This window comes from Shewanella putrefaciens (assembly GCF_016406325.1).
GTDB classification, from domain to species: Bacteria; Pseudomonadota; Gammaproteobacteria; order Enterobacterales; family Shewanellaceae; genus Shewanella; species Shewanella putrefaciens.
Genome location: NZ_CP066370.1, coordinates 1,155,776 through 1,167,560 on the forward strand (window position 1 = coordinate 1,155,776; position 11,785 = coordinate 1,167,560).

An 11,785-nucleotide genomic window follows, 5' to 3' on the forward strand; every position below is an offset into this window, starting at 1 on the left:
CTGTTACCTAATGCCAAATTATCATCGTTGGCTAGATTGGCTGCAAGGAATTGACAGCAAGTACCGTTCATCCTCAGTGTATTTATTACTTTTAGTGTTAGTTGCTTTTCTTTTAGGTGCTTGGATAAGTTTTTGCATCTTAAGTAGCGATGAGTCCGTAGTTAAACACATTGGCAGTAACAAATCTCAAAGATTAACCGCAGAATTGGAAGAGCAGACCCAATTGCTTGCAACGCGAAATTTAGAGCTATCAATTGAGCGCGAGGCAAATGCTCAAATGCAGGAGATGTTTGGTCAGCAAATCAAAAAGCAAAAAGATCTTGAGTATGAGTTAGCGTTTTATCGCAGTATTATGTCGCCTGATGATAATGCTGAAGGTATTGCCATTCACGGACTTGAGATGACGCCTGGCGCCTTAGCTGATGAATATAACTTAAAGCTTATCTTGACTCAGTTACAAAAGCGTAAACAAGCCATTCAAGGTCGAGCCGAATTAACCCTTATCGGTGTGCAAGAGGGGAAATCTGTTGAGTTAAGTGTGAACAAACTCACGGGTTCTAAGCTCGAATTTGATTTTCGCTATTTTCAGGTCATAGATACCAAAGTGACAGTGCCAGCAGGCTTTAATTTATTGCAAGTCAAAGTGAAAGTGGTTGTCCCATCAAGCCGTTGGACGAAGAATTCACAGACAGAACGTGTTTATAGTGTCCCTGAATTATTGCAGGGTGAAAAAGAACCACGGGTAATACTTGAACAAAATAGTCAGGTAACGGATAATTTGCCCCAGAAAACTGATGTAAGAGGTAGTAATGACTGAACAAGCTGATGCAGCAATGCCAATCCAATTTACCGATGCGGCTGCAGCAAAGGTAAAAGGCTTGCTAGAAGAAGAGCAAAATCCAGCACTTAAGTTGCGTGTTTATGTAACTGGTGGCGGATGTTCTGGATTTCAGTACGGCTTTACCTTTGATGAAAAGGTCAACGAAGGCGATTTTACAGTTGAAAAACAAGGTGTCCAATTAGTCGTCGATCCAATGAGTTTACAATATCTTGTTGGCGGTGAAGTCGACTATACCTCTGGGCTCGAGGGTTCACGCTTCTTTGTGAAAAACCCCAATGCGACCACGACCTGTGGTTGTGGAGCCAGTTTCTCCGTTTAATCTTTGCTTATTTTTCGCGAGCATATTGAGTCTTAAATGAGATTAAAAAAGCCGTCGTAATGACGGCTTTTTATTATTTTCACTATAATAACAATGAGCTAGTTCATAATGTTTAGGTTTAATTTAGGTTTAAACCATGCTTTAACTTTACCATTAAATGCAATCCACACTTGCAGTAATGATAAGGCTATCAAGGCGATAAAAATCATATAGTCAGGGAGTTTTTCCTGCCATTCACCTAAATATACCGTTGTTGGGCCAACAATGAGATTATCAGGATCGTATAGTATTACTGGCAACATACTGACCAAAGCTAATTGCACCAGAGTATAACCGCGCAACATAATAAGCCCTGCTTTCTGACGACCAATAATTGCAATCACCATAAAGAGTGTTAATAGGCAAAATAACACGCCTTGCTTTGCCATTAAGCCACTTATTGAAGCCACAACATAAAGTAACAGCAGGACAATTAAGCGTTTTGGCAAACGCGTGTCTTGCGCTATTGCAGGCGTTAGTGAAGGAGATCCTTGCTCACTCATCGAGATTCTCGCATCAGGGTTAAGGCGATTAGTGGCTTTGTTTAGGCAATAAACGCTGATCTAACTCGTAAGGGGGAATAACCACGCCTAAGTCATCCTGTACAGGAAATACAGCAACAAACAGATCATCATCTTCCATGCCTGGAACCCATCTTTCATGCCATTCATCATAGGGAATGGCTAATGTTTGACAGTCGCTCCACTCATCCACAGCCCAAGATTCAGCGGCATCTTCCGTTGGCCACATAGGAATACAATCTTCTTCTTCCGTGGTCAGCATTACGCAACCGTCTTGATCCTGCAAGGTCCAAAGAACCTTATGTTCTTTAACTTGTTCAACAAGGTAATCGTAACGACCTTCAGGTGTCATCGCTGCTGTTTCAGCGAGGGTTTTAACAGTCTTGCTCATGAAAATATCTCTTTTGCTGGAATAGGGTGATGCTTGTTGTGTCCCAATGTAAAAATGAGGGCAAAGCAAAAATCACCAGTTAGTCAAATGGTAACATTAGAGTGGGATGAGAAAAAGAACAACAGTACAGTAGGATACATTTATGGCGTGCTGTTCATCTCTATACATGAATGCCAATCTGAGGTTGCCAAGTATTATTTAGAATAAAAGCCTCAAAGTATGAAGCTTTTATTCAGGTAATTTAAACCGTTATTATTTAGCGCTAAATCGTCCGCCGAGTACGGCTTCGCGGGAGGCGCCCGTAACAGCAGGAAGATTTGCGGGTAAACCTAAGTGGTTACGCATGGCGAGCCACGCAAAGGCGATACCTTCGGCCCATTTAGGATCAACGCCAAGAGCCGAGGTAGTATCCAGTTTATAACCCGGCAATAAAGCGGCGAGACGTTGCATTAGTTGGGTATTAAACGCGCCGCCACCGCAGACAAATAGCTCTCCCTCCGGCGATAATTTGATGACATCCCTCGCGATACTATGGCAAGTCATATCTAAAAGTGTCGATTGGATATCTTCTTCATCTAAATGATTAAAGGGCGATAGTTGCTGTTCTAACCACGCTTGGTTAAATAATTCACGGCCTGTACTTTTAGGATAAGCAAGCGAAAAATAAGGATGAGATAATAGCTGAGCTAATAGGTCTGGGTTGGTTTTGCCGGACGCAGCCCATTCGCCATTCTTATCAAAAGGTTCACTTTTTACATGCTGGATCCAAGCGTCGATAAGCGTATTGCCTGGACCGGTATCGAAACCCAGTACATGTTCACTTGTTCCAGGAAGGTAAGTGACATTGGCGATACCACCGATATTCAAAATAATGCGTTTTTTGCCGATTTCGGCAAAGGTTTGCTGGTGGAATGCGGGCACTAAGGGGGCGCCTTGGCCGCCGAGGGCAATATCTTTACGGCGAAAATCGGCAATAACATCTATGCCTGTTTCCGTCGCAATAGTATTAGGATCGCCTATTTGGAGGGTAAAACCCACTTCAAGGTTTGGCATGTGGCGCACCGTTTGGCCATGGCTACCAATGGCGATGATATCTTCTTTCGCAATATTGCACTTTGCCAGTAGATTATTGACCGCCAAAGCAAATAATTGTCCTACATTGCGATCTAATCGTCCAAGGCGGTTTATTTCATCGGCACCGGGCAAACATAAACGCTGTAGCCCTTTGAGTAAATGGCTCGGAATGGCTTCTGTATGGCTGCAAATCAGCTGCGGTTGTGGGCCCGAAAAGTCGACTAATACCGCATCAACACCATCCATGCTAGTGCCAGACATAAGTCCAATATAATAAGCGTTTTTCATCGGGAGGAGTCCGTCCAGTCGTTATTGCATTGCTAATTGTGTTTGCTTGTTCTGCGAAATGGTCGCCATTAATTGTCTACTCAAGGCATCGAATTGCGGTTTTTCTTTACGTGCAATGGATTCGGCTTTAGGTAAAGTGATCGTTCTTGGATTGCGATGTACACCATTAACGATGAATTCGTAGTGTAGATGCGCCCCGGTAACTCGTCCTGTTTTTCCTAAAGTGCCGATGATTTGCCCTTGCTTAACGTTTGCCCCTTTGCTGACATTACGTTTGGTGAGGTGTAGGTATTTCGTCGTGTAAGTATCGTTGTGTTTAATAAACACATAGTTACCGTTGAATTGATTATAGCCCGACTCGATCACACGGCCACTACCCGCGGCTTTAATTGGCGTGCCTATGGCGGCAACATAATCAACACCTCGATGGGCTTTTATTTGACCTGTGACTGGGTGCAAACGCTTTGGGTTAAAGTTGGAACTGACATATTTAAAATCAACCGGTGAGCGCAAAAAGGCTTTACGCATGCTAGTACCATTTTCTGAGTAGTAGTTACCGTCCGTATAGCGAATCGCCGTATAACGCTCATCTTGGTTAATAAACTCAGCAGCTAAGATATTACCGTTACGTAAAAACTCACCTTCTGCATATTCTTGTTCATAGATAATCGCGAAACTGTCGCCCTCACGTAAATCCAATGCAAAGTCGATATCCCAACCAAACACTGTAGATAGTTGCATGATTTGGTTCGCATTTAAGCCCGCATCAACCGCAGAGTTCCAAAAATTACTTTTAATCTTCGCGCTGGTAAAATGCGTGCGAATTTCTACATCCTTCTCAGATATTTTTTCGTGATATTGTTCTTGGTTTTTACTGATCACGAGCGTAGAAATAGCATTAATTCGATAGCGTACTTCAGTTAAATCACCCTTGGCATCTTTTGATATCACAATTTCTTCGCCAGGCATTATCTTAAGTAAATTTTGCTTAGCTAAAGGCAACTGGGTGATTTCATAAACATCTTTACTCGTTAAACCTGCGCGGTCAAATACCGCTGCTAAGGTATCGCCATTTTTAACATTAAAGTGCTCTACATCCCTATGGAGTGCACTTTCAATGGACTCGACAGCTTGATTATTGGCATTTCCTGCGGCTAGCGCATCTGTTGAGGATAATGGCTCTGCATTTGCTGGAACATCACTCGATTCACCCTCTATTGACTCAGGGCGTTGTGGTGAGCGAAAGGCGAGAGGAACATCATAACGGGTGTTAATTTGTGTTTGCTCACTCATGCCTGCGGTTTGCCTTGAAGCTTGGGCTTCTTCAGAAGGTAGGAGCATGGTTATCATAGTGATAACAGAAAGAATGCTGAGGAGAATTTGATGCTTTTTAGGCAACAATTTAAATAACGTAATAACCTTTCCCATTGACGCCGATACCGATAACCTGAGGCTTGAATAATCCCGTTAGTGTACACACTTTCAATTGTGCTGGCTAACAAGTAACATAAGTCTCCTCATTTTATGATCATGGCCTTAGGAGTCCCTGCCGAGATGGCTGATTTAGACCAAGTATTAGCAGAAATTAGACGTGGTACCGATGAGATTTTACTCGAATCGGATCTGCTGGAAAAACTCAAAGAAGGACGTCCACTTCGTATTAAGTTAGGCGCAGATCCTACTGCACCGGATATCCATCTTGGACACACAGTAATTTTAAATAAATTACGATTATTCCAAGAGTTAGGTCATGAAGTCATTTTCTTAATTGGTGACTTTACCGGTATGGTGGGTGATCCGAGTGGTAAAAATAGTACCCGTCCACCACTGACTCGTGAGCAAGTATTAGCCAACGCTGAAACCTATAAAGAGCAGGTCTATAAAATCCTTGACCCCGCAAAAACGCGCATCGAGTTTAACTCAAGTTGGTTAGAGCCTTTAGGTGCTGCGGGAATGATCCGCTTAGCATCACAACAAACCGTTGCGCGTATGATGGAGCGTGATGACTTTAAGAAGCGTTATGCTTCAGGTCAATCGATTGCCATCCATGAGTTTATGTATCCACTGCTGCAAGGTTATGACTCAGTAGCCCTTAAGGCCGACGTTGAATTAGGCGGTACTGACCAGAAGTTCAACCTGTTAATGGGGCGTGAGTTACAGAAAGCCGAAGGTCAAAAACCACAAGCTGTGATTATGATGCCACTGCTTGAGGGTTTAGACGGTGTGAAGAAAATGTCTAAATCGGCGCACAACTACATTGGTGTGAGTGAACCCGCCAACGAAATGTTTGGTAAGCTGATGTCAATTTCGGACGATTTGATGTGGCGCTACTTTGAGTTGCTGTCATTCCGCCCTCTGGCTGAAATTGAACAATTCAAACAAGATGTGGTTAATGGCGCTAACCCACGTGACATTAAAATTGCTTTAGCGAAGGAAATTATCACCCGTTTCCATGATGCAGCGTCTGCCGAAAGCGCACATCAAGCCTTTGTCGATCGTGCTAAGGGAATGATCCCTGACGATATCGAAGCAATCGAGTTAGCAGCGGGTGAAGGTATTGCGATTGCCAATCTGTTGAAGGATGCTGATTTAGTGGCATCGACTTCAGAAGCGATGCGGATGATTAAGCAAGGTGCGGTGAAGATGGACGGCGAAAAGTTAGAAGATAGCCGTATGACTTTGTTCGCGGGTACTGTTGCTGTATTCCAAGTCGGTAAACGTAAGTTTGCCAAAGTGACTTTGGTATAGTGACGTTGGTCAGTGGGTTTAGGTTAAGTCATTTTAATTTATTCGTTTAAACTTCAAGAAGTTTAAACGAATAAAAAGAGCGCCTTAGGGCGCTCTTTTTTTATGCTTTTCTACACAGCAAGATTAAGGCGCTGTGTTTAGCTCATGCTCGGCGATATTACATCTGTCGGTACCAAAGTGTTGTCCACCACTGCATTTCCACGCCAACTGAGCCGAACTGACCTGCCACTGTTTGGCATTTTGTTTCAGGGAGATAATCAACAGCATTTGTGGATGTTGCTTGGAAAACTCGCTCACTTGATAGGTTAAAATGCTGCCTTTATGCGATTGAGTGCGCACTAAGGTAAATTTATTACCTGCATATTGGCTACTGATTTTGCTAGGATCTTTTGCCCAATCTTGTTGTTGCGCCTGCGCGATGCGTAATTGTTGATTGAAGTGATTAACAGGTTGAACTGCATAAGAAACAATAATGGGTTGCTGTGCTTGTGCTTGGGGCGACAGCATTAGGCTATAAAAGGCGACTAGGGCACATAATCCAAAAAATTTCATACAAACCTCATTGCAACAATGCTGTAAATCTGGTGAATGCATAACATTCTGGAAATTGATTCATTGTTAGCTTCGACCTGTATCTTGGTCTCAAGTTTCAAGGAGGCACAAATTTTGTGATTACTGCATCGCCAATTGGTCTGACATGGTTTGGTAATCAATTAGATCGACATGTTCAGTCACTCTACGGTTGAGCATATCGAGTTTTAGACTGGTGACTGCAGGAATTGCCACATCAATAATTTTACCGGGTTTGCCGAATTGTTCACCGGGTCCTTTAAAATGGTAGTTACCTATCATGACCACTAAAGAGCCTGCGTTATACATATGCTCGATATTAAAATCATATTCGAGTACACCTTGATGAGCTCGTTCTAGAAAGTCGATGATAAATCGCCCTCCAGTATATTTACGGTTAGCTGTTTTATCGAAGAAAATACTGTCGCGATTATAAAATGTGATAAGAGTTTTGTAGTCGTGCTCGGTTAGTGCATCCATGTACTTTACGGCGAGTTGCTGCTCCTGTGGCATTTCTCCCGAGTTGGCTTGTGCCGATACAGGAATCACGAGAGAAGCAAACATAAGACATAAAATAAGACACAATATTCGCAAACTATTCCCTCTTAGTTTTGAGATCAAAGGCTGGTAGAGATAGATGCCATTTGATGGCGCTTAAGCGGATAATCAAGGCACTGGTCATCGCCAAAAACAGCGCCGTTTTTTCATTCATACCGTAGGTTAAACTGACGGTATAACCTATGCCACCAATGATTGAAGCCGTAGCATATATTTCTGTGCGTAACACCATGGGTATTTGCCTACAGAGTAAGTCTCGAATAATGCCTCCTCCCACGCCTGTGATCAAGCCCATTACCACGGCAATCATGCCACTCAAACCCATATTGAGGGCTTTTTCGGCACCAATCACAGTAAACAGGGCTAATCCAAAGGCATCTGCGACGGGTAAAATGTACTCGGGCACCTTGCGAGGCCGACGGACCAATAGCAAACAGGCGAGCACGGTCGCGAGGATCACTATGATGTAGTTTGGGTCGCGGATCCAAAATACGGGTGTTGCACCTATGAGCGCATCGCGGATGCTGCCGCCACCAATAGCGGTGACAGAGGCAAGGACAATGACACCAAATGGATCCATTCTATGGCGCCCGGCGGCGAGTGCGCCGGATAAGGCAAAAACGGCTGTGCCACATAAGTCAAAAAAGTAGATCCAATGGATCATTTACTCATCTCTTTGATATGGATATTTAAGGCATCCACGGAAATACGAATTTCGATCACAGATAAAATCAGTGAGTAGAGCAGTAGTAATAAGCTAGCACCGAAGATAACAGATCCCGTTTTATTTAAACCAATATAGATAAAAATCATACATAAAACACACAGCGCAAAACTGGAAACACCTGCTTCTTGCATTCTTCGTATGATGCGGATCCGCTGGCTGAGGTTTTTAATTTGATCCTTATGTACGGGTTTGTCGCCGTTACTCAACTGACGGATCAGTGCTGCCAGTGCAAAAAATCGGTTGGTATACGCGAGTAATAGCAGGGAAATTGCTGGAAATAACAACGCTGGGGTTGTTAATGAAACATGCATATTTTCAAACAAGAGGGCCTGCCTTTAACTAAGTGCTAAGGGAAATTGCATCATATCACAGGCTTTGTAGCCAACGTAAACCTGCCCATAACAGGGGAAGTACAATAACAAAACTAAATCATATAGCACTCGCGCGGGAGGTGAGTTGAATCGCTGAGGCTATATTGTTGCTAGTGGGTTGTGGGCCGTAACTGATTTTGGCCACATCGATACGTTGACCTGAAAATTTTTGTGGACCGCCTAATTCAATATGTAAAATTCTGGCCACCAAATCCACACTGAGAATATAACCCCGTAAAGCAGGATGATGTTTAGGTAATCGAAAAAGGCTTGTCATTGCCTTAGGTCCACCCTGAATAGCAATGGATAGGCTCCAAAGCCACCCGGGAATAGCTAATAATACAGTTGATAGGCTATTGACTGTGCTACAAAAATGTTGGTATTTCGGTTGTATTGGTGGCCAACTGAGTTCAAGTTGCTTAATCATTCGCACTGCAAGCACCATGGGCGCTCCAGCGATGGCAAAAAAGAAAATGGTTGCCGCCGTCCCGTAAATAGGCGCTGTGGCGAGTTTTTCTATGGTGGCTTTGGCCAGTCCGACTTCAGATAGATTATCGGTATCACGGACAACCCAAGGCTGAAGCAGTTTTTTGGCGTTTGCATTATCTTGGCGCTTGAGAGCCTGAGCGATTTCAGCAGCCACTTGGTTGAAACATGCATCACTCAGGCAGAGATAAAGCACTAAAAACTCAAAAAACCAAGGAAAAGCAGCTAGTTCGAGTAAAAAAGTAATAATGGCCCAAAATGGAAATACCAATAATAACATTGCTAGCAAGCCTGCGGTGGCTTGTTGGCTTGCTGGACGTTCTGAACGATTCACTTTTGCGGCGAGCTGTTTTGCTAAATGGGTAAACCAAATTAGCGGCTGCATTTCTCGCGGTAAAGGGGCTAAACGTGCGAGCAATAAAGCGCAAAAAAGTATCAAAAAACCTTCAAACAAAGCACCATCAATCTCAACAAGTCGTTGATAAAAAGAACTATGCATTTGATACTTTTCCGCTTAAGGTGCTACTCAAGATTGACTATTTTAGCTGCTCAAGTAACAGCATTACCATTAGCGCTGAATGGTAACCCGCTTTGACAATATAAGAGTCGAAATCCACTGGCGAGTCATTGTTGGCGTTATCCGATAAAGAGCGGATTACCACAAATGGCACACCAAACTGGTGACATACTTGGGCAATGGCAGCGCCTTCCATCTCACAGGCAGCCATAGTCGGGAAGTTTTTGAGCATGGCTTGGGTGCGAACAGGATCGCAAATAAAGCTATCGCCAGTACAAATCAAACCTTCAATTGCTTTGACTTCACCCAGTTGAGCAATCGCTTTATTGGCAGCTTCAACTAAATGTGCGGCAGGAATAAACGCAGCAGGTTGCTGTGCCATTTGGCCAATTTCATAACCAAAAGCCGTGACATCCACATCATGGTGACGCACTTCAGAAGAAATCACGATATCGCCAATGGCCAGCGTATCAACAAAACCACCGGCAGAACCTGTGTTGATCACCGCATCCGGCGCATATTTCTCGATGAGCAGCGTGGTCGCAATACTTGCAGCCACCTTACCTATGCCAGAGCGAGTTACTACTACGTCTTTACCCGCGAGAGTACCCGCAATAAATTCAATACCAGCAATGGTTTGCGATGTTGCGTTTGTCATGGCGGCGATCAGGTGAGCGACTTCTGGCTCCATTGCGCCAATAATTCCAATTTTCATGGGAGACCTTTTTGATTCAACACTTAAAGAGTGGGACACGGGAATGCTGGCTAATATACCACACAGTTTTATGCAGTCGTTATGGCGAGATTGGGATTGCTTGATAATGGCTGAACTCGTTTGCATGAGTCCAGCCATTGGAGTGCTTGTTAAACGACAGTGGTAAAACAGTTTTTAGTGATAAAAATACGTTGGCGCTTAATTTATAGTGCTTAGTCTAAGTAGTTAAGAATACCTTGGGCTGCATCGCGACCTTCGGCAATGGCTGTCACGACTAAGTCTGAACCGCGCACCATATCACCTCCGGCAAACACTTTCGGGTTGGTAGTTTGGAATGGGTTTTCATCTAACTTATTTGCTTTGACTCGGCCCCATTGATCGAGCTCGATACCGTGTTCGGCAAACCAAGGTGCAGGGCTTGGTTGAAAACCAAAGGCGATAATAATGGCATCGGCTTCGAGCAACTGCTCGCTACCTGCAATCGCTTCTGCGCGTTGACGACCGCTTGCATCGGCCTTGCCCATGGCGGTTTCGACGCATTCAATGCCGATCACTTTGCCATCTTGGGTTTTAATCGCCACAGGTTGACGGTTAAACAGGAAGTTAACCCCTTCCTCGCGCGCATTTTGCACTTCGCGGCGTGAACCTGGCATGTTGGCCTCGTCTCGGCGGTAAGCACAGACTACGCTGCTGGCACCTTGTCTGACGGCGGTGCGCACGCAATCCATCGCAGTATCACCACCGCCTAATACCACCACACGTTTACCTTCAAGGTTCAGGTAGGGCGTTTGCGCATCTTGAGTGCCCATTAAATGATGGGTGTTACCAATCAAATAGGGCAGGGCTTGGTATACGCCTTGGGCATCTTCACCCTCAAGACCCGCTTTCATGGCAGTATAAGTGCCCATACCGAGGAAGACGGCATCGTATTCTTCGAGCAGTTGAGTAAATGGGATATCCTTACCGACAGTGACCCCGAGTTTGAACTCAATGCCCATGCCTTCTAATACACTGCGACGGGTCGCCATAACGGCTTTGTCGAGTTTAAAAGACGGAATACCGTAGGTGAGTAGCCCACCAATTTGTGGATATTTATCAAAGACCACAGCTTTAACACCGTTGCGAGACAGAATATCCGCGCAGCCTAAACCCGCAGGACCGGCGCCAACAATCGCCACTCGTTCAGGGCGTGGCGTGACCTTGCTCATATCGGGGCGCCAGCCTTGGGCGATAGCGGTATCGGTAATGTATTTTTCGACATTACCGATAGTGACAGCGCCAAAGTCGTCGTTCAGAGTACAAGCACCTTCACAGAGTCTGTCCTGTGGACAAACACGGCCGCAGATTTCGGGCAGAGTGTTGGTCTCATGCACTAAATCTGCCGCTTCCATGATGCGGCCTTGTTCCGCTAGCTTGAGCCAGTTAGGAATATAATTGTGTAGCGGGCATTTCCACTCACAATAAGGATTGCCGCAATCTAAACAGCGGTCCGCTTGCTCGGCTACTTGAGGCTGAGCAAAAGGCTGATAAATCTCAATAAACTGAGTCGCACGTTTAGCTGCAGGGTGTTTAGCGGGGTCTTTACGACCCACTTCAATAAATTGAAAATCGTTACTCATG

The 11,785-nt window shown here is 44.5% G+C and carries 13 protein-coding genes and 1 pseudogene; 3 read left to right on the forward strand and 11 right to left on the reverse strand.

Going from position 1 to position 11,785, the window contains the following annotated elements:
* Window positions 1-10 precede the first annotated feature (10 nt).
* Entirely contained in the window at window positions 11-817 is an 807-nt protein-coding gene (locus tag JEZ96_RS05235) for a DUF6776 family protein (RefSeq protein ID WP_011790311.1), read from the forward strand.
* The gene (erpA, locus tag JEZ96_RS05240) at window positions 810-1,160 is read left to right on the forward strand and encodes an iron-sulfur cluster insertion protein ErpA (RefSeq protein WP_011790310.1); all 351 of its coding nucleotides are present in this window, start codon (window positions 810-812) and stop codon (window positions 1,158-1,160) included. The genes JEZ96_RS05235 and erpA overlap by 8 nt, the downstream gene beginning before the upstream one ends.
* 98 nt (window positions 1,161-1,258) lie before the next feature.
* Here the strand turns inward: erpA and JEZ96_RS05245 are convergent, their stop codons facing one another.
* The 4 genes from JEZ96_RS05245 to JEZ96_RS05260 form a co-directional block, all read right to left on the reverse strand.
* On the reverse strand, window positions 1,259-1,702 hold the full coding sequence (locus JEZ96_RS05245; RefSeq protein WP_061782650.1) for a hypothetical protein: 444 nt from the start codon (window positions 1,700-1,702) through the stop codon (window positions 1,259-1,261).
* Between the two features lie 28 nt (window positions 1,703-1,730).
* Entirely contained in the window at window positions 1,731-2,111 is a 381-nt protein-coding gene (locus tag JEZ96_RS05250; protein WP_011790308.1) for a DUF2750 domain-containing protein, read from the reverse strand.
* 252 nt (window positions 2,112-2,363) lie between these two features.
* Window positions 2,364-3,473: an anhydro-N-acetylmuramic acid kinase gene (locus tag JEZ96_RS05255; RefSeq protein WP_011790307.1), complete on the reverse strand. Its 1,110-nt coding sequence runs from the start codon at window positions 3,471-3,473 to the stop codon at window positions 2,364-2,366.
* A gap of 21 nt (window positions 3,474-3,494) precedes the next feature.
* Window positions 3,495-4,901 (reverse strand): peptidoglycan DD-metalloendopeptidase family protein, encoded by a 1,407-nt coding sequence (locus JEZ96_RS05260; RefSeq protein ID WP_061782651.1) that lies wholly within the window; start codon window positions 4,899-4,901, stop codon window positions 3,495-3,497.
* A 126-nt stretch (window positions 4,902-5,027) separates the two neighbouring features.
* Here JEZ96_RS05260 and tyrS point away from each other — a divergent pair, with 126 nt between their 5' ends.
* On the forward strand, window positions 5,028-6,221 hold the full coding sequence (gene tyrS / locus JEZ96_RS05265) for a tyrosine--tRNA ligase (protein ID WP_011790305.1): 1,194 nt from the start codon (window positions 5,028-5,030) through the stop codon (window positions 6,219-6,221).
* Between the two features lie 123 nt (window positions 6,222-6,344).
* On the opposite strand, the gene JEZ96_RS05270 is transcribed toward tyrS, so the two are convergent.
* The 7 genes and pseudogenes from JEZ96_RS05270 to JEZ96_RS05300 all read right to left on the reverse strand — a co-directional run bounded on the left by JEZ96_RS05270 (window position 6,345) and on the right by JEZ96_RS05300 (window position 11,784).
* Window positions 6,345-6,773 carry a hypothetical protein gene (locus JEZ96_RS05270; RefSeq protein WP_011918878.1) on the reverse strand — a complete coding sequence of 143 codons (429 nt, stop codon included), beginning with the start codon at window positions 6,771-6,773 and terminating at the stop codon, window positions 6,345-6,347.
* 120 nt (window positions 6,774-6,893) lie between these two features.
* Window positions 6,894-7,385: a nuclear transport factor 2 family protein gene (locus JEZ96_RS05275; RefSeq protein ID WP_014610107.1), complete on the reverse strand. Its 492-nt coding sequence runs from the start codon at window positions 7,383-7,385 to the stop codon at window positions 6,894-6,896.
* 1 nt (window position 7,386) lies between these two features.
* Complete coding sequence (locus JEZ96_RS05280; RefSeq protein ID WP_014610108.1) at window positions 7,387-8,013, reverse strand: trimeric intracellular cation channel family protein; 627 nt, start codon at window positions 8,011-8,013, stop codon at window positions 7,387-7,389.
* Window positions 8,010-8,387, reverse strand: a complete 378-nt coding sequence (locus tag JEZ96_RS05285; protein ID WP_011790301.1) for a DUF2721 domain-containing protein — start codon at window positions 8,385-8,387, stop codon at window positions 8,010-8,012. The genes JEZ96_RS05280 and JEZ96_RS05285 overlap by 4 nt, the downstream gene beginning before the upstream one ends.
* Window positions 8,388-8,442: 55 nt before the next feature.
* Window positions 8,443-9,432, reverse strand: a pseudogene (locus tag JEZ96_RS05290) (cobalamin biosynthesis protein CobD/CbiB).
* A 37-nt stretch (window positions 9,433-9,469) separates the two neighbouring features.
* Entirely contained in the window at window positions 9,470-10,165 is a 696-nt protein-coding gene (locus JEZ96_RS05295) for a 5'-methylthioadenosine/adenosylhomocysteine nucleosidase (RefSeq protein WP_011918881.1), read from the reverse strand.
* A gap of 212 nt (window positions 10,166-10,377) precedes the next feature.
* A complete protein-coding gene (locus JEZ96_RS05300) occupies window positions 10,378-11,784 on the reverse strand; it encodes an FAD-dependent oxidoreductase (protein WP_011918882.1) in 1,407 nt (468 codons plus the stop codon).
* Window position 11,785 lies beyond the last annotated feature (1 nt).